We start from the raw sequence: 22,250 nt of genomic DNA on the forward strand, positions 1-22,250 counted from the left end.
GCGTGCTGTTTGTTTATTTTCTGAAACGGTTCAGCACCTTCTTTCGTCAAAAAAGTAACTCCGGAGGTATAGAGAAAAATTGAAAATATGGATTGAAATTGAAGAAAGGCAAGGTGCAGAGATGAAAAAACAAATCCTTTCCGTCATCACGACGGCAGCGTTAATATCCAGTTTATCCGTCAGTTCAGCATTCGCCTTTACCGATCTGACCCCCGAACAGCAAGGGCCGATCACGTCTTTAGCGGAACGGGGCATCGTCAACGGTGTAGGCGCCGGGCATTTTGTGCCGCAGGAGAAGATCACCTACGCAGAGAGCATCCAATTGCTCGTCAAGGCGTTCGATTTGAATCTCGCTGCCGTCAGCTTTATAAAAGCTCCCGCAGCATCCGATTTCTTTACGAAGGTACCCAATGACGCGTGGTATGCAGAGGCGTTTATCAGTGCCAAGGTAAACGGGCTTGAGATTCCCGAGGACATCGACCCGAACAGCACCATCACCCGCGAGCAATTTGCCGATCTGCTGATTCAAGCATTGGAGTTGAAGGGTGATGTCCCAATTGTACATGTGATGATGTTGGTCGTATTTGCAGACGGTGATGAGATCGATCCGAGCTACAGCGGCAGGATACAGCGGCTGGTTCTGTATAAGATCATGACGCCAGGCGAGGACAACAAATTTTACCCGAAGCGCGAGCTGACCCGAGGAGAGGCCAGCCTCTGGGTGTACAATGCGCTCCAACTGAAGGAGTCTTTGACGGAAAAACCGTCTCCCTCGGGAGAGGTAAGCTTAACTGTCGAGAAAGTGACTGAGGAGGTAAACAAGGTTGTGCTGTCGCGCGGCCAGAAGCCGACGACCGGCTACAGCATCAAGGTTGACGCGATTCGCTTTACCGAGGACGGACAGGCGATCATCAGCTACTCCCTCGGCGACCCGGCCCCCGGCAGCATGAATGGGGAGATGATCACCGAACCCAAAGCGGAAGCTTACATCCCCGCCAATTATCAGCCGGTGCTCGACCCCTCGGCAAGCGTGTCGGCGACGCCCCAGGTTAGTACAACGGATCCATCCGTAAAATAGAAATAACAGGCGCTTCCGCCGCTCGGGCCTTTTTGGCCCTTTTTTCATTATGGCCTCCCGTACTGATCTTGTGATATATTCAAATTAAATTAGAAACTGAGTGAACGCTCAGTAGGTAAAACGCGGATCACCCGCAATGAATACTCGTTCATTTTTTTAAATAGTTCTGATAATATAAAAAATACGGAGGATAAAGAGAACAGGAGTTGAGAGAATTGGAGCTGTCCTTATTGAATCTCATTGCGTTTTTCCTGGTATTGGCGTACGGGCTTTACCTGATTGCCCATGTTGTCTACAGCCGCTACTTGTTCATCAAGCTAGGGAAGAAGGCCGATATCAAGGACGATTTTGGCACCCGGCTCAATCTGATTCTGCAAAACGTCTTTTTGCAGAAGAAGCTGTTAAAAGACACGAAGAGCGGAATTATGCATGTCGTCATGTTTTACGGATTTATCATTTTGCAGTTCGGAGCGCTGGAGCTGATCATCAAGGGTTTGGTCCGCGGCTTCGAGCTCCCTTTTGGCAGCGCTCACAAATACTTCAGCCTGATGCAGGAGATCACCACCTTTCTGATCCTGGCAGCGGTGGCTTATGCCTACTACCGCCGCTACGTCGAAAAGCTGAAGCGGCTGAAGCGAGGATTTAAAGCGGGCCTGGTCCTGATCTTTATTTCTACGCTGATGGCCTCCGTGCTGCTTTCGCTCGGCTTCGAACAGATCTGGCTGGGCCATGAGCCGTCCGGTTACGCTCCCATCTCGTCGCTGATCGCGATTGTCTTTTCGGGGATCGGCACGACAGCGGCTGCGGCTTTGTTCTACGTGTTTTGGTGGGCCCATTTGTTGATCCTGCTCTCTTTCGCCGTCTACGTCCCGCAGTCCAAGCACGCCCACCTGCTGTTCGCTCCCGTCAACACCTGGTTTAAAAAGCTCGATCCGCCCGGCAAGCTGTCGTCAATCGACTTCGAGGACGAGACCCAGGAAGTCTTTGGCGTGGGCAAGATCGAGGACTTTACCCAGGTGCAGCTGATCGATTTGTACGCTTGTGTCGAGTGCGGCCGCTGCACCAGCATGTGTCCTGCTTCCGGAACGGGCAAGCTGTTGTCGCCGATGGATCTGATCGTCAAAATGCGCGACCACCTGACGGAAAAGGGGGCGGTTGTAACTTCCCGCACACCGTGGATGCCCAGCTTTGCCTTCCCGGACGCTGCCGCCAATCAACTGGCCATGCAGGCGAACGAAGCTGCTGCAGCCGCAGAAGGAGCGGCGGCCAAAGCACCGGAGTACACGACCAATCTGATCGGCGACGTGATTACCGAGCAGGAGCTGTGGGCCTGTACGACCTGCCGCAACTGTGAAGATCAGTGCCCGGTCATGAACGAGCACGTAGACAAAATCATTGACATGCGCCGCTATCTGGTGATGACGGAAGGAAGCGTCCCCGCTGAGGCCCAGCGCGCCTTGAACAACATCGAGCGGCAGGGCAATCCGTGGGGCATCAACCGCAAAGACCGGACCAAGTGGATCGAAGGGTTGGGCGAAGCGTATCCAGTGCCGACGGTAAAGGACACGGATGAATTTGAATACCTGTTCTGGGTCGGGGCGATGGGTTCGTACGACAACCGCAGCATCAAAATCACCCACGCATTCGTCAAGCTGATGCACGAAGCGGGCATCTCCTTCGCGATCCTCGGCAATGAGGAAAAGAACTCCGGGGATACGGCCCGCCGCATCGGAAACGAGTTTTTATTCCAGCAGCTGGCCCAGGAGAACATCGCGCTGTTCGAAGCGTACGGCGTGAAGAAGATCGTCACGTGTGACCCGCACGCTTTCAATACGTTCAAAAACGAATATCCCGAATTCGGCTTGAAGGCGGAAGTCTATCATCACTCCGAACTGCTGGAGCAATGGCTGAAAGAGGGCAGGCTGTCCCCGGCCAAAGAGGTAAAAGAACGGATCACCTACCACGACTCCTGCTATTTGGGACGCTACAACGAGATATATGACAAACCGCGGCAAATCCTCGCGGCCATCCCTGGCGTAGAGATTGTAGAGATGAAGCGAAGCGGCTGCGACAGCATGTGCTGCGGCGCCGGCGGCGGCATGATGTGGATGGAGGAAACAGAGGGCACCCGCGTCAACGTCGCCCGTACGGAACAGGCTCTCGAGGTGGAGCCGACACAGATCGCCAGTGCCTGCCCGTACTGTTTGACGATGATGAACGACGGCATCAAGATGAAGGAAAAAGAGGCTGAAGTCAAAGCGAGAGATATCGCCGAGATCCTCGCCGACGCGATCTGACGGCCAAAGCTGCCGGAGAAAAGGAACGGAACCAGCGGAAAGGGAGCGGTCAGCGGTCTGACTGCCCCTTCGCTGGAACAAATGGGCACATTTTTAGGCGGCAGTCAATTTCGATTTGTTGACTAATTCAGATAATGAGGTCAAAATAAAAGTATAGATGAGCGACCGCTCGATCAGATTGGGCGTATTTGCCTGCCCTGTAAGGAGGGAAATGGCGTGAGATCAGTCATCATAAGTGCTGTCCGAACTCCGTTTGGCAAATTTGGCGGTGCGTTAAAGAACCTTAGTGCTGTGGAACTCGGCTCTGTCGTGATCAGGGAGGCGGTAAAACGGGCAGGAATCACCGGCGAACAGGCAGATGAAGTGATCATGGGTATGGTCGTTCAGGCAGGGGCGGGCCAGGTTCCATCCCGGCAGGCAGCCCGCAAAGCGGGACTGCCGTGGAACGTGTCCAGCCAAACGATCAATAAGGTATGCGCCTCCGGCATGAGGGCCGTGACGCTGGCGGATCAGATCATCCGTGCCGGGGATGGCGAGGTGATCGTAGCGGGAGGCATGGAGAGCATGAGCAATGCCCCCTATGCATTGCCGGGAGCGCGGTACGGCATGCGCATGGGCGACAGTCAAGCTGTCGACCTGATGATGTTTGACGGGCTAACCTGCCCGTTTGACGGCGTGCCGATGGCTGTACACGGCAGCAATGTGGCCCGAGAGTACGGCATTACCAGGCAGCAGCAGGACGCCTGGGCGTACCGCAGCCAGATGAGGGCGTCCAAGGCCGCAGTCAACGGTCTTTTCGCCGAGGAGATCGTCCCGGTGGAGGTTCCCCGGAAAAAAGGCGAGCCGCTGCTCGTCTCCCAAGACGAGGCTCTCCGCCCGGACACTTCCCTCGAAGGGCTGGCGAAGCTTCCGCCTGTCTATCTGCAGGACGGAACGATCACCGCGGGCAACGCGCCGGGCATCAACGACGGAGCGGCAGCGATGGTGATCACCAGTGAAGAAACGGCCGCCCGCCTCGGCAAAAAACCACTGGCGACGATTCTCGGCCATGCGGCAGTCGGGGCTGAAGCGCCCTACATCGCCATAACGCCCGCGCTGGCGATTCAAAAACTGCTGCAAAAATCCGGGCTGAATCTCCGGCAGATAGACTTGTTTGAAGTGAACGAGGCGTTTGCCGCCGTCACGTTGACCAGCGGCAAGATGGTCGGCTGGGACGAGGAAAAGGTAAACGTAAACGGCGGTGCGATCGCAATTGGACATCCAATTGGCGCAAGCGGCGCCCGGATTATCATGACTTTGGCCTACGAGCTTCGCAGGCGCGGCGGAGGGCTGGGGATCGCTGCCATTTGCAGCGGTGCGGCCCAGGGTGACGCGGTGCTGCTGCGTGTAGATGAATGAGGAGGGGTCTTGGGTGAATGTTAGCAAATTGATGGTAGTGGGGGCAGGCCAGATGGGCAGCGGGATTGCCCAGGTGGCGGCTCAGGCGGGTATAGAAGTGCTGCTGCACGATGCGCAGCGTGAGTATGCGGAACGGGGATTGGGTACGATCAGCAAGAACCTGGCGCGCAGTGTTGAAAAGCAAAAAATGTCGGCAGACGACAAGGAGCTGATCCTGTCTCGGATATCCCTTTCGACGGATTTGGCGGACGCCAAAGAGGTGGATATCGTCATAGAAGCTGTCACGGAAAATATGGCGGTCAAAACGGAAATCTTTCGTCAACTGGACGAGATTTGTCCGCCGCATGCGGTGCTGGCGAGCAACACCTCCTCCCTGCCGATCACGGAGATCGCCGCCGTAACCAATCGCCCGGAAAAAGTAATCGGGATGCACTTCATGAACCCGGTTCCAGTCATGAAGCTGGTCGAAGTGATTCGCGGGCTGCAGACAGCAGAGGAAGTCTACACGCTGGTGGAGACCCTGGCCAAGCAGATGGGGAAGGTTCCGGTCAGCGTCAATGATTTCCCCGGGTTCGTCTCCAATCGCGTGCTGATGCCGATGATCAACGAAGCGATCTACTGCGTCTATGAGGGGGTCGCCAGTCCTGAAGCGATCGACGAGGTAATGAAGCTGGGCATGAATCACCCGATGGGACCGCTCACGCTGGCCGATTTTATCGGACTGGACACGTGCTTGTACATCATGGAGGTGCTGTACGAAGGGTTTGGCGACTCCAAGTACCGTCCTTGCCCGCTGCTGCGAAAATACGTGAAGGCAGGTTGGCTCGGCAAGAAGAGCGGCCGGGGTTTTTACGTGTATGATTGACAGGTAAAATTGAGGTCATTTTGGGAAAGGGAGGAGTATTATGGACCTCCGCCTGACAGCGGAACAAGAGATGATGCGCAAGATGGTCCGCAGCTTTGCCCAAAAGGGAATTGCTCCCATCGTCCCTCTCATGGAAGAAAATGATGAATTTCCCCGTCAAATCGTCCAAAAGATGGGGGAAGCCGGCATCATGGGCATTCCGGTACCGGAAAAATGGGGCGGAGCAGGCGCAGACTACATTTCATACATCTTGGCGATCCACGAGATCTCCAAAGTCAGCGCCACCGCAGGCGTTATTTTATCCGTCCACACCTCTGTCGGCACCAATCCGATCTTGCATTTTGGCACCGAGGAGCAGAAGCAGCGATTCCTTCCTAAGCTGGCACAAGGAAAATATCTTGGCGCCTTCGCTCTGACCGAGTCGCATTCAGGCTCGGACGCCAAAAGCATCCGCACATCGGCTGTCCGCAAAGGGGATGAATACGTGCTTAACGGAAGCAAGGTGTTCATTACCAACGGCGGCGAGGCAGATACGTACATCACCTTTGCCGTTACGGATCCGCAAAAGGGGCCAAAAGGAATATCGGCGTTTATTGTCGAAAAAGACACAAAAGGTCTGCATGTCGGAAAAAAGGAAAAGAAAATGGGGCTGCGCGGCTCCAACACGACGGAACTGATTTTTGACAACGCTTCCGTACCGGCGAAAAACTTGCTGGGACGAGAAGGAGACGGATTTGTCATCGCCATGGCCAACCTGGACGTCGGGCGCATCGGCATCGCCGCCCAGGCGCTGGGGATAGCGGAAGCGGCTGTGGAGCATGCCCGCCGCTATGCCAAAGAGCGACAGCAATTTGGCCGGCCCATCGCTGCACAGCAGGCCATCGCCTTCAAGCTGGCAGACATGGCGACGATGACAGAGGCAGCACGCCAACTGGTTTATCGCGCCGCCTTCCTTTGCAACGAGAAGCTGTCCTGCGGCAAAGAAGCTTCCATGGCCAAGCTGTTCGCCTCTGACGCAGCGATGAAGGTGACCACGGAAGCGATCCAGGTCTTTGGCGGATACGGTTACACGCGCGAGTATCCGGTAGAGCGCCTGTTCCGGGATGCGAAAGTCACGCAGATCTACGAGGGAACGAATGAAATTCAACACCTGGTGATAGCCAAGCACTTGCTTTCGTAAATAGAACAGGGGTGAGAAGAGATGGACTTTCGTTTAACCGAAGAGCAAGAGATGATTCGCAAAATGGTGCGCGATTTTGCCGAAACCAAGGTTGCGCCAACCGCTGCCGAGCGCGATGAAGAGGAGCGCTTCGACCGGGCGATATTCGAAGAGATGGCCGAGTTGGGGCTTACAGGCATACCGTGGCCGGAAGAGTACGGCGGTGCAGGCGCCGATTATATGAGCTACGTTTTGGCTGTAGAGGAGCTGTCCCGGGTCGACGCTTCCATCGGCGTTACGCTGTCTGCCCACGTCTCGCTGGCCAGCTGGCCGATTTTCAAGTTCGGGACGGAGGAACAAAAACAGAAGTTCCTGCGGCCGTTGGCAGAAGGCAAAAAGCTGGGTGCTTACTGTCTGACGGAGCCAGGCTCCGGGTCTGACTCGGCGGGAATGCGGACGACGGCGGTAAAAGACGGAGACCATTACGTCTTGAACGGCAATAAAATCTTTATCACCAACGGCGGGGATGCAGAAATCTACATCGTCTTTGCGGTGACCGACCCGACGCTGAAGCACAAAGGGATTACCGCTTTTATCGTGGAAAAGGGCACACCCGGCTTCAGCATGGGGAAAAAGGAGAAAAAGCTTGGAATCCGCTCCTCGCCAACACTGGAAGTCATTTTTGAAAACGCCCGGATTCCGGCGGAAAATCGCCTGGGGACGGAAGGGGAAGGCTTTAAAATCGCGATGATGACGCTTGATGGCGGGCGCAACGGAATTGCCGCACAAGCGCTGGGGATCGCACAGGGGGCTTATGAGCACGCGCTGGCCTACGCCAAGGAGCGCCACCAGTTCGGCAAGCCGATCGCTTCGCTGCAGGCCATCCAGTTCAAGCTGGCAGAGATGGCGACGAAGATCGAAGCGGCCAGGCTGCTCACGTATCAGGCAGCGTGGCTGGAAGATCAAGGTCTGCCGTACGGCAAGGCTTCCGCCATGTCGAAGCTGTTCGCCGGCGACACGGCGATGGAGGTTACGATTGAAGCCGTACAAGTCTTTGGCGGATACGGCTACACCAGGGAATACCCCGTGGAACGCTTTATGCGGGACGCCAAAATTACCCAGATCTACGAAGGAACCAACGAAATACAACGCGTCGTGATCAGCAACTACCTTCTTAAAGAATAGCGTGGGATTGTGCAATGCTGGAGATTACAAAGCGGGTACTGGCCGGTGACGTGCGGGGAGCGGCCCGCGCCATTACCTGCATCGAACAGGACTATCCGGAACGGATGCAAATGCTGCGGGAGATCTTCCCGCACACAGGCCGTGCCAAATTGATCGGGATTACGGGCACCCCGGGGGCGGGAAAAAGCTCGCTGGTGGATGCGCTGGTCTATTTCCTGCGGGCCGAGGGACTCTCGCTCGGGATCGTCGCGGTGGATCCGACCAGCCCGTTTACGGGCGGAGCCCTGCTCGGCGATCGGGTGCGGATGCAAAATCACGCCCTGGATCCAGGGGTATTTATCCGCAGCATGGGGACGCGCGGCAGCCTGGGCGGATTATCCCGGAATACGAAGGATGCGGTGCGAGTGCTCGACGCGTACGGATGCGACGTCATCCTGATCGAGACGGTGGGTGTCGGCCAATCGGAGCTGGATGTGATGAACATCGCCGATTCGACTATCGTCGTTCTCAATCCCGGCGGCGGCGACAGCGTACAGGCGTTCAAAGCCGGCATCATGGAAATAGCCGACCTGTTTGTGATCAACAAGGCTGACCTGCCCGGTACCGACAAGCTGCAAGTCGAAGTGGAGCAGATGCTCGATTTGGCAAAGCATGATGCACCGTGGCGCCCCCCTGTCGTGAGGACGATTTCTACCAAACAACAGGGAATGGCTGATCTGTGGGCGGCAGTCGAACGACACCAGCAGTTTCTGCATGAAAGCGGCGATTGGGAGAGGCGGCGTGCCGCTCACCTCCGCGAAGAGGTGTTGGAGATCGTGAGCCACAACGTCTATCAGCAGATGCTGCAAGCAGCACAGGAAGGCTGTTTTGCCGATCAACTGGCCGATGTGGAGGAGCGCCGCAGGGATCCGTACAGCACTGCCGAGTTGATCGCTGAAACCTTGTTTCGAGGAGAGAAAGGTGCACCGAGGGACAAATAGAGATTGAGGGCAGCGCTCTTTCCGGCGTATAATAGAGCGAAAGAGACGCTTTCCTTATTAATTTGCCTGACTAAACGCTCAGTCAGTTCGCGAGGTGTATCCAGATGTCTAATCGAAGAAAAACAATACCGTCCCTGGTGAAAGATCCGAAGTTGATTGAAAAGCGGCGCGACCAAATTGTCGAAGCGGCTGTCGATTTGTTCATTCGCAAGGGATTTCATAAAACGACTACCCGGGAGATCGCCCGGGCATCCGGCTTCAGCATTGGCACGCTATACGAATACATTGAATCAAAGGAAGATGTGCTCTACCTCGTCTGTGATGCGATTCACGCCGAAGTGGAAAACCGCTTGCGGGAAGCGATCACGTTTCAGGGCACAGGACTCAAGGTGCTAAAACTGGCACTGCGCAGCTTCTTTCGCGTGATGGAACAGATGAGCGACAGGGTACTGCTGATCTATCAGGAGACCAAGTCGCTTCCGGGAGAGACGATGCGCTACGTACTCGGCAGAGAAGAAGAGATAACAGGAATCTTTGAAGAGATTCTGCGCAAAGGAATTGCCGACGGTTCGATTGGCATTGACGAAAAACAAGTAAAATTGATGGCCCACAACATCATGGTGCTGGGTGAGATGTGGGTGTTCCGCCGCTGGACGCTGAAGCGGGATTACTCGCTGGAAGAGTATACGGAAAAACAGACGGCGCTGCTTTTGCGGGAGATCAGCGGCAAGCAAACGTAAAGCGGAAAGAAGGAGGCAAAAAGGGATGGAGACGGAAGTGTATCGCCCGAAGAACAAGATTCGCTTTGTGACGGCTGCCAGTTTATACGATGGTCACGACGCCTCTATTAATATCATGCGGCGGATTTTGCAGTCATCCGGTGCGGAGGTGGTTCACCTGGGCCACAACCGCTCGGTAGAGGAAGTCGTGACGGCGGCGATACAGGAAGATGTGCAGGGGATTGCCATCAGCTCGTATCAAGGCGGACATGTCGAATATTTCAAATACATGATCGACTTGTTGAAGGAGCGGGGGGCGAGTCATATTCGCGTCTTCGGCGGCGGAGGCGGAGTGATTGTCCCGCGGGAGATCCGTGAATTGGAAGCGTACGGCGTGAGTAAAATATTCTCTCCCGATGACGGCCGCAAAATGGGGCTGCAGGGGATGATCAACGAGATGCTCAGGCAAACGGATTTTCCTACCGTACGCCAGGCCGGGGAAGAGCTGGCACAGCTGCAGGAACAGTGCCACCAGGCCATTGCCCGGATGATTACGGTTGCAGAGTATGCGGTGGATGATCCGGCGGTATTCGCGCCGGTCGCCGAAAAACTGCCGCAGCCCAAGCGAACTGTCCCGGTCGTCGGCATCACCGGAACAGGCGGCGCCGGCAAAAGTTCCCTGACGGACGAATTGGTGCGGCGATTTATCCATGCCTATCCGGAAAAAACCGTGGCGATCCTCTCGATCGACCCGTCCAAACAAAAAACAGGCGGGGCGCTGCTCGGCGACCGCATTCGGATGAATGCGATCAATTCGCCCCGGGTCTACATGCGCAGTCTCGCTACCCGCAAATCCGGTTCGGAGCTGTCTGCGGCGCTCGCCGATGCGCTTCGGGTGGTCAAGGCGGCAGATTTTGACATGATCATTGTAGAAACCAGCGGCATCGGCCAGGGAGATGCCCAGATCACGGAAGTATCCGACGTAGGCGTGTACGTGATGACCAGCGAATTCGGGGCGCCGTCCCAACTGGAGAAAATCGACATGCTGGACTTCGCAGATCTCGTCGTGATCAACAAATTTGACCGAAAAGGCTCTGAAGACGCACTCAGAGAGGTGAAAAAGGCATACCGGCGCAACCACAACGCATTCGAACTGCCGGACGATCAGATTCCCGTGTACGGGACGATTGCCAACCAATTTCACGATCCGGGCACCAATGTTCTTTTTGCGGCCCTGATGCGAGCGGTCGCTCAGAAGACGGGGGTCGATTGGCAGACAGACCACCTTGACCCGACCCCGGTTCGCGTACACAAGTCATCGCTTATTCCGGCGAATCGTGTCAACTATCTGCAGGAAATCGCCGACACACTTCGCAGCTATCGTCAGTTTGCGGAAGAGCAGTCGAATCTTGCGCGCAAGCTGTTCCAGCTGAACGGGGCCAAAGAGACCTTGCTGGCATCCGGGGAAACCGGAGAGGGAGTACCTGATCTCACCGCTCTTCTCGATCGGCAGATCGCGTTGTTTGAAGCAAAGCTTCATCCGGAGTGCAAGGAAATTTTAGAAAAGTGGCCCAAGTTGAAGGAGTCGTACAATCGGGACGAGTTCGTCACCAAAATCCGCGACAAGGAGATCGTGACAAAGCTGTATACCGAATCGTTGTCGGGACTTCGCATCCCGAAGGTGGTATTGCCGGGCTTCAGCGATTGGGGAGAGATCGTCAAATGGTCGCTGAAGGAAAATGCTCCCGGATTGTTTCCCTTTACGGCCGGGGTATTCCCGTTCAAACGGGAAGGAGAGGACCCTCGCCGCCAGTTTGCCGGCGAAGGCACACCGGAGCGGACCAACAGACGCTTTCACTTTTTGTCGCAAAATGACGATGCTAAGCGGCTCAGTACGGCATTTGACAGTGTTACCTTATACGGCGAAGACCCTTCCCACAAACCGGACAACTACGGGAAGGTGGGAACGAGCGGCGTCAGCATCTGTACCCTTGACGATATGAAGAAACTCTATGCGGGCTTTGACCTGTGTTCGCCGTCGACGTCTGTCTCGATGACGATCAATGGTCCTGCCCCGATGATCCTGGCGATGTTTATGAACACGGCGATCGATCAGCAGGTAGAAAAATTTGTCGAACAGGAAGGGCGCCAGCCGAATCCGGAAGAGTTGGAGCGCATCAAGGCGTATACGCTGTCCACTGTTCGCGGCACCGTGCAGGCGGACATTTTAAAAGAAGACCAGGGACAGAATACCTGTATTTTTTCGACGGAGTTTGCCCTGCGCATGATGGGAGACATCCAGCAGTACTTCATCGACCACAAGGTGAGAAATTACTACTCTGTCTCCATTTCCGGATATCATATCGCGGAAGCGGGCGCCAATCCGATCACCCAGCTTGCGTTTACGCTCGCCAACGGCTTTACCTATGTGGAATACTACCTCAGCCGCGGCATGAACATCGACGATTTCGCTCCCAATCTGTCCTTCTTCTTCTCGAATGGGCTGGACCCTGAATACACGGTGATCGGTCGGGTCGCGCGAAGGATCTGGGCGGTAGCCATGAAGCAAAGGTACGGAGCCAATGAGCGGAGCCAAAAGCTGAAGTACCACATTCAGACGTCGGGCCGTTCGCTGCACGCCCAGGAAATGGACTTTAACGACATCCGCACCACCCTGCAAGCGTTGATCGCGATCTATGACAACTGCAATTCTCTCCATACCAACGCCTACGATGAAGCGATCACGACGCCGACGGAAAATTCCGTCCGCCGGGCCATGGCGATTCAGATGATCATCAATAAAGAGCTGGGCTTGGCGAAAAACGAGAACCCGCTGCAGGGCTCCTTTATCATCGAGGAACTGACTGACCTGGTAGAAGAAGCTGTCCTTCAGGAGTTTGAGCGGATCAGCGCCCGCGGCGGGGTTCTCGGAGCGATGGAAACGCAGTACCAGCGCGGCAAGATCCAGGATGAGTCGATGTACTACGAGATGAAGAAGCACACCGGGGAGCTGCCGATCGTCGGCGTGAACACCTTCCTCAACCCCAACGCTTCGGAAGAGGATTACGAGATTGAACTGGCTCGGGCCAGCGAGGAGGAAAAAGAACATCAAATCCGCAATCTCCGCGCTTTTTGGCAGCACCATAGCGAGGAAGCCCCGCGTGCCCTGGCCCGGTTGAAGGAAGTCGCGGTATCTGGCGGCAATATCTTCGCCGAACTCATGGAGACGGTAAAAGTGGCATCTTTGGGACAGATTAGCGCTGCCTTGTATGAGGTGGGCGGCCAATATCGCCGCAACATGTAAACATCGCCTGTTGCGTTGACTGAATTCCCGGGTCCGCCTGCTGTTTGAAAGCCTTGCATTTTCGTCTAAAATAATGAATACTGTATGATAGTCAATTTTTTGTTGCGAAAGGACGTGCCCGGGTTGAGTCAAACACTTCAACATATTGATCCAGAGAAGTTGAGCGAAATGGCGATGGTCGACATCGCATACGAAATACTGAAAGGGACCAACGAACCTTGCAATTTTCGCGAGCTCATGAATGAGATTGCGGCGCTTCGCGGTATGACAGAAGAGCAGATGATGGCAATGATCGCACAGGTTTATACGGAGATCAACATCGACGGACGCTTTATCTGTGTTGGCGACAATACCTGGGGATTGAAGCGTTGGTACCCGACTGAGGCAGTAGAGGAAAGCCAGGAAGGCGGCAAGCGCAAGAAAATCCTGCTTGACGACGATCTTGACGACTACGACGACGATCTGGAAGAAGAACTGGAAGAAGAATTCGAAGACGATGACATTCTCGAAATCGAAGACGATGACGAGTTTGATGAATCAGACGAAGATGCTGATGATGACCTTGTTGACGAAGAGGAGATCTTTGAGGACGAGGAACTTGAGGATGAAATAACAGAAGAAGAGGAAACGGAAGACCTCTAAGTCCTTGACTTTCGCCTATAGGGCGTTATAAAATACTGCTTGGGCTTCACATGAAGTTATGCCGAATATGGATAAGCTATAAAACAAAAGTGCCCCCTGCCTGATGATTCGGGTTGGGTCATCCTTTTGTTTTTTCTTTTTTTGGGGAGCCATCCTCATCAGAACAAGCGTCGACGCTGGAATAGGGGAAAGAGGGGACTTGAACGATGGCAAAATTTATATTTGTAACTGGTGGAGTCGTTTCTTCGCTGGGCAAAGGGATTACAGCAGCTTCCTTGGGGCGATTGCTGAAAAACAAAGGTCTAAAGGTAACCATTCAAAAATTTGACCCGTACATTAACGTAGACCCTGGAACGATGAGCCCGTATCAGCATGGGGAAGTGTTCGTCACCGAAGATGGCGCCGAAACGGACCTCGACTTAGGCCATTATGAGCGTTTTATCGATATTAATCTGAACGCCAACTCGAACGTGACGACCGGCAAGATTTACTCAGCTGTCATTGCCAAGGAACGCCGCGGCGATTACTTGGGGGCAACTGTCCAGGTCATTCCGCACATCACCAACGAGATCAAGGAACGGGTATTTAAGGCTGGTGACGGAGCGGATGTAGTGATCACTGAGATTGGCGGGACAGTCGGGGATATCGAAAGCTTGCCGTTCTTGGAAGCCATTCGCCAGATCAAGAGCGATGTGGGGCGCGACAATGTAATGTACATTCACGTGACGCTGATTCCTTACATCAAAGCGGCAGGCGAGATGAAGACGAAGCCGACGCAGCACAGCGTAAAAGAATTGCGCAGCTTGGGGATTCAGCCCAACGTCATCGTGACCCGTACGGAGTATCCGCTCTCGCAGGAGATGAAGGACAAGCTGGCACTTTTCTGCGATATCGATAAAAATGCTGTCGTCGAACTGGTTGATGCGGAGACACTGTACGAAGTTCCCCTTATGATGCAGCAGCAAGGACTTGATGACTACGTTTGCCGTCACCTGGGACTCACCAGCGACGAATCGGACATGATTGATTGGAAAAAACTGGTCGAAAGAGTAAAAAATCTGAAGCACACGACTCAAATTGCCATCGTTGGAAAGTACGTGGAACTCCATGATGCATACCTGTCGGTAGCCGAAGCGCTCTATCACGGAGGATTTGCCAATGATACCGACGTGAAAATCAAATGGGTGAGCTCCGAAGAGGTTACCGCGGCCAATGTTGCCGAACTGCTTGGCGATGTCGACGGCATTCTCGTTCCCGGCGGATTTGGCGATCGCGGAATCGAAGGAAAGATCGAAGCGATTCGCTTTGCCCGGGAAAATCACGTACCGTATTTCGGCATTTGCCTCGGCATGCAGCTGGCCGTCATCGAATTCGCCCGCAATGTAGCGGGACTGGAGGGGGCGAACAGCTCCGAAATCAACCCGTTTACCCCGCATCCGGTGATCGACTTGCTGCCGGAGCAAAAAGTGGTGGAAGACAAAGGTGGTACGATGCGCCTAGGTCTCGGACCGACGAAGGCAATTCCTGGCAGCCTTGCAGAGCGAGCTTACAACAGTACGCTGATTCAGGAGCGTCACCGCCATCGCTACGAGGTGAACAACGACTACCGCGACCAGCTTGCCAAGGCGGGCCTTGTATTCTCTGGAACAACCCCTGACGAAAGACTGGTTGAGATCATTGAACTGGCAGACCATCCATGGTTCCTGGCGACGCAGTTCCACCCCGAATTCACGTCCCGCCCGAACCGTCCGCAGCCGCTGTTCCAGGAATTTGTCAAAGCGGCTTTGACGCATAAAAGATAAGATAGAGGGTGCCGTAAGTCTACGGCCCCTTTTTTTATTTTCATACAGCAAATAAGGTCAAAGGACATGGAGGAGATTTCCTCGGGCTAGCGAATTGTTGAAAATAACAGAATAAATCGGGACTTACCTTGGCGTATAGGGGGAGATGGAAATGCAGAGAAAGAAAATTTTGGTTGTCGACGATCAGTATGGCATTCGGATTCTTTTATACGAGGTACTTGGTAAAGAGGGGTATTCCACATTCCAGGCGGCAAACGGAAAACAAGCGTTGGAGATTGTAGAGAAAGAATCGCCGCATCTCGTTATTTTAGATATGAAAATACCAGGCATGGACGGCATTGAAATTTTAAAGCATATTAAGAAAATGGACAAAAGTATCAAAGTCATCATGATGACAGCTTACGGAGAGCTGGATATGATCAAGGAAGCGACCCAATTGGGAGCTTTGATGCACTTCACGAAGCCCTTTGACATCGACGAGCTTCGTCAGGTAGTCAATCAGCAGCTCGCCTGTTAGCAGTGAAAGCCTGTTAAGCAAAAAAGGGTTGTGGTATAATAACTCAAGTTACCACAGTCCAGTATGGGGAGGAATCGTACGGTTATGCCACTTGTACCAATGACCGCATTTATAGAGGACGCAAAGAAACATAAATACGCAGTAGGACAGTTTAATCTGAACAACCTGGAGTTCACGCAGGCGATCACCGAAGCGGCTGCAGAGGAAAAATCGCCAGTAATTTTTGGGGTGTCAGAAGGGGCCATGCGGTATATGGGCTTGGAATACACCGTAGCGATGGCCAAAGTTGCTGCGGAGACTTCCGGCGTGCCGATTGCTCTGCACCTCGACCACGGAAGCAGCTTTGAGGTAGTCATGAAGTGCATTCGTGCAGGGTTCTCCTCTGTCATGTTTGACGGTTCCCACTATCCATTGGAAGAGAATATCCGCCTGACAAAACAAGTGGTAGAGGCTGCTCATGCGGTTGGTGTTTCCGTCGAAGGAGAGCTGGGCACGATCGGCGGCGTGGAAGACGATCTGTCTGTCGACGAGAAAGACGCTGCCTTGGCAAATCCGGCAGATGCCATCCGCTTCTGGGAAGAGACCAAGGTAGACTACATGGCGATTGCCGTAGGTACAGCTCACGGCATGTACAAGGGCGAGCCGAAGATCAGTTATGAGATTATTGACGAGGTAGCGAAAAATATCGCTGCTCCGATCGTACTGCACGGCGGCTCCGGCGTGCCTGACGAAGCGATTAAAAAATCGATCCAATACGGGGTCGGCAAAATAAACGTAAACACGGAAAATCAAGTGGCCTGCACGGAGAAGATTCGCGAGATTCTCGCGGCGAAGCCAAATGAAATCGATCCGCGCAAATACATGGGACCCGCCCGTGAAGCCATTAAGGAAGTTGTAAGAGGAAAAATTCGCCTGTTCGGAAGTAACAATCGAATTTAACAGGAGGCCAACATGAGATTTTTTATCGATACTGCCAACGTAGAAGAGATTCGTGAGATTCACGAGTGGGGAATCATCTCCGGCGTTACGACAAACCCCTCGCTCGTGGCGAAAGAAGGCCGGGATTTCATCGAAGCCTTAAAGGAAATAATCGACCTGGTGGACGGGCCGATCAGTGCCGAGGTCATCAGCACGGATGCCAAGGGAATGATCGAAGAAGGCGAGAAACTCGCTTCGCTGTCCAAAAACATCGTGGTCAAAATTCCGATGACGGAAGAAGGACTAAAAGCAGTCAAAGCACTGTCAAAGCGGAAGATTAAAACAAATGTAACGCTTATTTTCAATGCCAACCAGGCATTGCTGGCTGCCCGTGCCGGGGCTACATACGTGTCCCCGTTCGTCGGCCGTTTGGACGACATTGGCTACGACGGATTGAAGCTGATCAAAGAGATCGTCGAAATCTTTGCTGTTCACGATATTGAAACGGAAATCATCGCGGCCAGTGTTCGCCATGCCCTGCATGTGACGGAAGCGGCACGCATTGGCGCAGAAATTGCGACTGTCCCCTATAAAGTCCTCAAACAGCTTTTACATCACCCTCTGACAGACAGCGGGCTGCAGAAATTCTTGGCAGACTGGAACAGCATGAAAAAGTAGGGTTCTCGATTTCCGATTGCTAAGAAGCACCTTTTCCGTGGAGAAGGTGCTTCTTTCCAGAGAATCTTGCAAAGAAATCAGAAAGAGATGCCTGAGGAGAGCGAATAATGGAGAAACTGATCATTAACGGAGGGAAGCCTTTGCGGGGCAGCGTATCCATAAGTGGAGCGAAAAACAGCGCTGTAGCTCTCATCCCGGCTGCTTTACTGGCTGATGGTCCGGTTGTTATCGAGAACCTCCCGCACATCCAAGACGTTGAGATCTACGTAGAGCTTTTGCAGCGGATGGGTGCATCCGTGCTGTTCGAAGATGACTGGATGGAGATAGACAGCTCTGCAATGAAGCCGATCGTCATGCCCAATGGCCACGTAAAAAAACTGCGTGCTTCCTATTATCTCTGGGGGGCGCTTTTGGCGAAGTTTGGCGAGGCCAATGTGGGGCTGCCAGGAGGCTGCGATCTCGGTCCCCGTCCTGTTGATTTACATATCAAAGGATTTCAAGCGCTTGGCGCCCGTGTGGATAACATGAATGGCGTCATGACCTTGAGGGCAAACCGTCTGCGCGGCGCCCGCATCTACCTTGACCTCATCAGCGTCGGTGCGACGATCAACATCATGCTGGCTGCCGCGCGCGCCGAAGGGGTAACGGTGATCGAGAATGCCGCCCGCGAACCGGAGATCGTCGATGTGGCCACCCTGCTTAACAATATGGGGGCCAACATCAAAGGCGCAGGGACTGATGTCATCCGCATCCAGGGCGTGGAACGCCTGCGTGGCTGCCGTCATACGATTATTCCTGACCGGATCGAAGCGGGGACTTACATGATTGCCGCAGCAGCGACGCGTGGAGACATCATCCTGGAAAATGTCATCCCCAAGCACCTCGAACCGATCTCGGCCAAATTGCGCGAGATTGGCGTTGTGATCGAGGACGGGGACGATAACATTCGCGTGATCGGACAGGAGAAATACCAAGCTGTCGATGTCAAGACCAATCCCTATCCCGGTTTTCCCACCGATCTGCAGCAGCCCATGACAACCCTGCTCACCCAGGTCAAGGGTTCGAGCATCATCACGGATAACATATACGGATCCCGCTTCCGCCATGTCGACGAACTGCGGCGGATGGGAGCTTCGATCAAGGTAGAGGGACGCTCTGCGGTGATCGAAGGAGGCAGGCTGCTGCATGGCGCCAAGGTCGTTTCGAGCGACTTGCGGGCGGGAGCAGCCCTGGCCATTGCCGGATTGGTATCGAAGGGCGTGACAGAAGTAGAGGGGTTAGAACACATTGACCGCGGCTACGAAAATCTGGTCGGCAAGCTGCGGGATTTGGGTGCAGACGTTTACCGGGAAGTTCTTAAGCCGACAAAGCGACCTTAAGGGGGAAGGCACAGATGGAACGCAGTTTATCACTCGAATTGGTTCGCGTCACGGAAGCCGCGGCACTTGCTTCTGCACGCTGGATGGGGCTGGGCAAAAAAAATGAGGCCGACGGAGCAGCTACGTCTGCCATGCGCCGGGAGTTTGAAAACATCCCGATGGACGGCGTGGTAGTGATCGGCGAGGGCGAAATGGATGAGGCCCCGATGCTCTACATTGGAGAAAAGCTGGGACAGGGTGTACCGCCCTACGTCGACGTGGCAGTGGATCCCTTGGAAGGGACCAATATCGTTGCCAAAGGAACGTGGAATGCCATCTCGGTAATCGCTATCGCCGATCGCGGCAACCTGCTTCACGCGCCCGATATGTACATGGAAAAAATTGCGGTAGGACCGAATGCAGTAGGGAAAATCGATATTAACGCCCCGGTTGTCGACAATTTAAAAGCGGTTGCCCAAGCAGCCGGAAAGGACATGAGCGATCTGGTCGCTATCGTCCTGGACCGCGACCGGCATTCCCGGATCATCTCCGAAATCCGCGAAGCGGGGGCACGGATCAAGCTGATTCCCGACGGAGACGTCGCAGCGGCAATTAATACCGCTTTTCCGAACACAGGGGTAGATATTTTGTTCGGTTCCGGAGGTGCGCCGGAAGGAGTCCTGGCTGCAGTGGCGCTAAAATGTCTGGGCGGGGAGATCCAGGGCAGGCTGCTGCCGCAGAACGAGGAAGAATTGGAACGCTGCAAGCGAATGGGGTTGACCGACCCTAACCAGGTTCTGTTCATGAACGATTTGGTTAAGGGGGATGACGCTATATTTGCAGCAACGGGTGTAACGGACGGCGAACTTTTGCGCGGTGTCCGGTTCCAGGGGATGCGTGCCACCACCCACTCGGTGGTCATGCGGGCGAAAACGGGAACGATTCGTTTCATCGAAGGCAACCATCGCCTGGAGCGAAAGCCCATTCTCGGGCTGTAAGCGGTGTAATGAAGATAGAGAAAAGAACCTAAAGTGTGGTGTATATATGCTCATTTCCGAACTGGAAGAGAAGAAATTAACTGATTTGTACAAGCTAGCAAAGGAGTACCAGATTGCCCAGTACTCACAAATGAAGAAAAAAGAACTGATTTTTGCTATACTGCGGGCACGCGCCGAACGGGACGGCTTGATGTTCATGGAAGGGGTACTGGAAATACTGCCGGAAGGATACGGGTTCTTGCGGCCGATCAACTACCTTCCCAGCTCGGAAGACATTTACATTTCACAGTCGCAAATACGCCGCTTCGATCTGAGGATGGGTGATCTCGTCTCTGGAAAAGTCCGTCCGCCCAAAGAGAATGAACGATATTTCGGTTTACTGCAGGTTGAAGCTGTCAACGGTCAAGATCCGGAATTGGCAGCAGAACGCCTCCACTTTCCCGCCCTGACACCGCTTTATCCTCAAAAAAAGCTGGTTTTAGAAACTTCACCGACTAAGCTTTCTACCAGGATCATGGATATGTTGACACCGGTTGGATTGGGTCAGCGGGGCTTGATCGTCGCTCCCCCAAAAGCCGGGAAGACTGTTCTCCTAAAGGAGATTGCGAACAGCATTACCGAAAATCATCCGGACATCTCCCTTTTTGTGCTGTTGATCGACGAGCGTCCGGAAGAGGTAACGGATATGCAGCGGTCTGTAAAGGGTGAGGTGGTAGCTTCCACCTTTGATGAGCTGCCGGAGAACCACATCAAGGTAGCCGAACTGGTGTTGGAGAGAGCTAAAAGACTGGTGGAGCATAAAAAGGATGTCGTCATTCTTCTTGACTCGATTACACGGCTTGCCAGAGCTTACAACCTGGTCATCCCTCCCAGCGGCAGAACGCTCTCCGGCGGGATCGATCCGGCAGCGTTTCACCGGCCCAAGCGGTTTTTCGGATCGGCGCGGAACATTGAGGAAGGCGGCAGCCTGACCATCCTCGCCACCAGCTTGATCGAGACAGGTTCGCGCATGGATGACGTGATTTACGAGGAGTTCAAAGGAACGGGGAACATGGAACTGCACCTCGACCGAAAATTGGCCGAACGGCGGATTTTTCCCGCCATCGACATTCGCCGCTCCGGTACCCGCCGCGAGGAATTGCTCTTATCGAAAGAAGAGTTGGATAAATTGTGGTCGATTCGCAAGCGGATGAATGACAGTCATGAGTTTGTCGAGACCTTTTTGAAAAGATTGGCGGAAACAAAAACAAATGTGGAATTTCTGGAGGGGATCGAAAGCAAGCCGGAAGGACAGACACCGTCCCAGCCGGAAGCCAAGACGACCCGCTCTCAAAAACCATCTACCGTGACGGCGAAGTAAACGCCGTCATTTTTTTTGTATTGTGGCATATTACTAGGAAAGTAGAGGGGAGGTTAAGCATGATGGATGCTTACGCAGCAGATACGCAGGCACCATGGCAAAGCTCGGATGAAGCAAGGCAAGCCGTTGTGGAACAATCCCTGCTTCAGGCGTTTAATCCCTATACGATCTTTGAGGAGGAGGAGCTTCCGAAAAAGCGAAGCCCGATCATTTCGTACACCGTGCAACAAGGGGATACTCTTTCTGAGATTGCTTACCGCAACGGAATCAGCCTGAAGGAATTGCTAGAGCAAAATAAAATAAGAAATCCCAACTTCGTAGGAATAGGCTTAAAGCTTACCATGAAGCGAAATGAAATAACCCATACTGTCAGCAGTGGAGAGACGTTGAATCAGATTGCCGCCCGTTACCAGGTCAACGAATCGGCTATCGCCGCCCGCAATCCTCTGGTCAGACTGATTCCAGATAACTTGTATATCGGACAGGTCTTGTATATTCCCATCCCGTTGCAGCAGCGTTTGCCGGCTGGCAATGAAGAAGCCGGAGAGCGGCCGTCAGTCCAGGTTTCAAGCCGCGGCTCGCTGCGCGCTAGAACCCTGGAATGGCCGATCGAAAACGCTACGATTACCAGCGATTTTGGCAGTCGCTGGGGAAGAATGCACAAAGGGATAGATCTGTGGAACGAGAATAGGGGCAATACGCCGATATTGGCGGCAAAAAGCGGCGTAGTTATAGAGGCAGGGACGACCCGTGCGGGGTATGGACAGTTGGTCGTGCTGGATCACGGCGACGGTTTGAATACCTTTTATGCCCACATGCGCAAGATTCTGGTGACTGTTGGCCAGGAAGTAACCCAGGGAGATGTTTTGGGGTATATGGGGAACACAGGAGATTCCACGAACTACCATCTGCATTTTGAGGTGCGTCAGGATGATACGCCTGTCAATCCCTTGCGTTTTCTGCGGTAATTGGCAGTTCTTCACGTTTACAAC

Annotated in this window: 18 protein-coding genes; all 18 read left to right on the forward strand. The window is 53.9% G+C overall.

Annotated elements, in window-relative coordinates; genetic code table 11:
- Positions 1–121: 121 nt before the first annotated feature.
- The 18 genes from ACI7RC_RS03555 (at position 122) to ACI7RC_RS03640 (ending at position 22,226) form a co-directional block, all read left to right on the forward strand.
- On the forward strand, positions 122–1,078 hold the full coding sequence (locus tag ACI7RC_RS03555; protein WP_408106854.1) for an S-layer homology domain-containing protein: 957 nt from the start codon (positions 122–124) through the stop codon (positions 1,076–1,078).
- 215 nt (positions 1,079–1,293) lie between these two features.
- On the forward strand, positions 1,294–3,375 hold the full coding sequence (locus tag ACI7RC_RS03560) for a (Fe-S)-binding protein (RefSeq protein ID WP_408106855.1): 2,082 nt from the start codon (positions 1,294–1,296) through the stop codon (positions 3,373–3,375).
- A 216-nt stretch (positions 3,376–3,591) separates the two neighbouring features.
- Complete coding sequence (locus tag ACI7RC_RS03565; RefSeq protein ID WP_408106856.1) at positions 3,592–4,773, forward strand: acetyl-CoA C-acetyltransferase; 1,182 nt, start codon at positions 3,592–3,594, stop codon at positions 4,771–4,773.
- Between the two features lie 13 nt (positions 4,774–4,786).
- Positions 4,787–5,638 (forward strand): 3-hydroxybutyryl-CoA dehydrogenase, encoded by an 852-nt coding sequence (locus ACI7RC_RS03570; protein ID WP_408106857.1) that lies wholly within the window; start codon positions 4,787–4,789, stop codon positions 5,636–5,638.
- Positions 5,639–5,678: 40 nt separating this feature from the next.
- Positions 5,679–6,818 (forward strand): acyl-CoA dehydrogenase, encoded by a 1,140-nt coding sequence (locus ACI7RC_RS03575; protein ID WP_408106858.1) that lies wholly within the window; start codon positions 5,679–5,681, stop codon positions 6,816–6,818.
- A 21-nt stretch (positions 6,819–6,839) separates the two neighbouring features.
- The gene (locus ACI7RC_RS03580; RefSeq protein ID WP_408106859.1) at positions 6,840–7,982 is read left to right on the forward strand and encodes an acyl-CoA dehydrogenase; all 1,143 of its coding nucleotides are present in this window, start codon (positions 6,840–6,842) and stop codon (positions 7,980–7,982) included.
- 14 nt (positions 7,983–7,996) lie between these two features.
- Positions 7,997–8,962: a methylmalonyl Co-A mutase-associated GTPase MeaB gene (gene meaB, locus ACI7RC_RS03585; protein WP_408106860.1), complete on the forward strand. Its 966-nt coding sequence runs from the start codon at positions 7,997–7,999 to the stop codon at positions 8,960–8,962.
- 104 nt (positions 8,963–9,066) lie between these two features.
- The gene (locus ACI7RC_RS03590) at positions 9,067–9,702 is read left to right on the forward strand and encodes a TetR/AcrR family transcriptional regulator (protein ID WP_408106861.1); all 636 of its coding nucleotides are present in this window, start codon (positions 9,067–9,069) and stop codon (positions 9,700–9,702) included.
- Positions 9,703–9,727: 25 nt separating this feature from the next.
- Positions 9,728–12,985 carry a fused isobutyryl-CoA mutase/GTPase IcmF gene (gene icmF, locus ACI7RC_RS03595; protein WP_408106862.1) on the forward strand — a complete coding sequence of 1,086 codons (3,258 nt, stop codon included), beginning with the start codon at positions 9,728–9,730 and terminating at the stop codon, positions 12,983–12,985.
- A 123-nt stretch (positions 12,986–13,108) separates the two neighbouring features.
- Entirely contained in the window at positions 13,109–13,627 is a 519-nt protein-coding gene (rpoE, locus tag ACI7RC_RS03600; protein ID WP_408106863.1) for a DNA-directed RNA polymerase subunit delta, read from the forward strand.
- A gap of 206 nt (positions 13,628–13,833) precedes the next feature.
- Positions 13,834–15,429 (forward strand): CTP synthase, encoded by a 1,596-nt coding sequence (gene pyrG, locus ACI7RC_RS03605; RefSeq protein ID WP_408106864.1) that lies wholly within the window; start codon positions 13,834–13,836, stop codon positions 15,427–15,429.
- A 151-nt stretch (positions 15,430–15,580) separates the two neighbouring features.
- Positions 15,581–15,946: a response regulator gene (locus tag ACI7RC_RS03610; RefSeq protein ID WP_019121051.1), complete on the forward strand. Its 366-nt coding sequence runs from the start codon at positions 15,581–15,583 to the stop codon at positions 15,944–15,946.
- Between the two features lie 84 nt (positions 15,947–16,030).
- Complete coding sequence (gene fba / locus ACI7RC_RS03615) at positions 16,031–16,885, forward strand: class II fructose-1,6-bisphosphate aldolase (RefSeq protein WP_408106865.1); 855 nt, start codon at positions 16,031–16,033, stop codon at positions 16,883–16,885.
- 12 nt (positions 16,886–16,897) lie between these two features.
- Positions 16,898–17,542, forward strand: coding sequence for a fructose-6-phosphate aldolase (gene fsa, locus ACI7RC_RS03620; RefSeq protein WP_408106866.1), 645 nt, complete (start codon positions 16,898–16,900; stop codon positions 17,540–17,542).
- Positions 17,543–17,649: 107 nt separating this feature from the next.
- Complete coding sequence (locus tag ACI7RC_RS03625) at positions 17,650–18,921, forward strand: UDP-N-acetylglucosamine 1-carboxyvinyltransferase (protein ID WP_408106867.1); 1,272 nt, start codon at positions 17,650–17,652, stop codon at positions 18,919–18,921.
- A gap of 14 nt (positions 18,922–18,935) precedes the next feature.
- Positions 18,936–19,898 (forward strand): class II fructose-bisphosphatase, encoded by a 963-nt coding sequence (gene glpX, locus ACI7RC_RS03630; protein ID WP_408106868.1) that lies wholly within the window; start codon positions 18,936–18,938, stop codon positions 19,896–19,898.
- Between the two features lie 46 nt (positions 19,899–19,944).
- Positions 19,945–21,258 carry a transcription termination factor Rho gene (rho, locus tag ACI7RC_RS03635; protein ID WP_408106869.1) on the forward strand — a complete coding sequence of 438 codons (1,314 nt, stop codon included), beginning with the start codon at positions 19,945–19,947 and terminating at the stop codon, positions 21,256–21,258.
- 59 nt (positions 21,259–21,317) lie between these two features.
- Positions 21,318–22,226 carry a peptidoglycan DD-metalloendopeptidase family protein gene (locus ACI7RC_RS03640; protein WP_408106870.1) on the forward strand — a complete coding sequence of 303 codons (909 nt, stop codon included), beginning with the start codon at positions 21,318–21,320 and terminating at the stop codon, positions 22,224–22,226.
- Positions 22,227–22,250 lie beyond the last annotated feature (24 nt).

Source organism: Brevibacillus sp. B_LB10_24, assembly GCF_046036945.1.
In the GTDB taxonomy this organism is placed as follows: Bacteria; Bacillota; Bacilli; order Brevibacillales; family Brevibacillaceae; genus Brevibacillus_C.

Coding starts and splice junctions, on each gene's coding strand:
- ACI7RC_RS03555 (WP_408106854.1), top strand. CDS start 122: ATGAAAAAACAAATCCTTTCCGTCATCACGACGGCAGCGTTAATATCC.
- ACI7RC_RS03575 (WP_408106858.1), top strand. CDS start 5,679: ATGGACCTCCGCCTGACAGCGGAACAAGAGATGATGCGCAAGATGGTC.
- ACI7RC_RS03580 (WP_408106859.1), top strand. CDS start 6,840: ATGGACTTTCGTTTAACCGAAGAGCAAGAGATGATTCGCAAAATGGTG.
- meaB (WP_408106860.1), top strand. CDS start 7,997: ATGCTGGAGATTACAAAGCGGGTACTGGCCGGTGACGTGCGGGGAGCG.
- ACI7RC_RS03590 (WP_408106861.1), top strand. CDS start 9,067: ATGTCTAATCGAAGAAAAACAATACCGTCCCTGGTGAAAGATCCGAAG.
- icmF (WP_408106862.1), top strand. CDS start 9,728: ATGGAGACGGAAGTGTATCGCCCGAAGAACAAGATTCGCTTTGTGACG.
- pyrG (WP_408106864.1), top strand. CDS start 13,834: ATGGCAAAATTTATATTTGTAACTGGTGGAGTCGTTTCTTCGCTGGGC.
- ACI7RC_RS03610 (WP_019121051.1), top strand. CDS start 15,581: ATGCAGAGAAAGAAAATTTTGGTTGTCGACGATCAGTATGGCATTCGG.
- fba (WP_408106865.1), top strand. CDS start 16,031: ATGCCACTTGTACCAATGACCGCATTTATAGAGGACGCAAAGAAACAT.
- fsa (WP_408106866.1), top strand. CDS start 16,898: ATGAGATTTTTTATCGATACTGCCAACGTAGAAGAGATTCGTGAGATT.
- ACI7RC_RS03625 (WP_408106867.1), top strand. CDS start 17,650: ATGGAGAAACTGATCATTAACGGAGGGAAGCCTTTGCGGGGCAGCGTA.
- glpX (WP_408106868.1), top strand. CDS start 18,936: ATGGAACGCAGTTTATCACTCGAATTGGTTCGCGTCACGGAAGCCGCG.
- rho (WP_408106869.1), top strand. CDS start 19,945: ATGCTCATTTCCGAACTGGAAGAGAAGAAATTAACTGATTTGTACAAG.
- ACI7RC_RS03640 (WP_408106870.1), top strand. CDS start 21,318: ATGATGGATGCTTACGCAGCAGATACGCAGGCACCATGGCAAAGCTCG.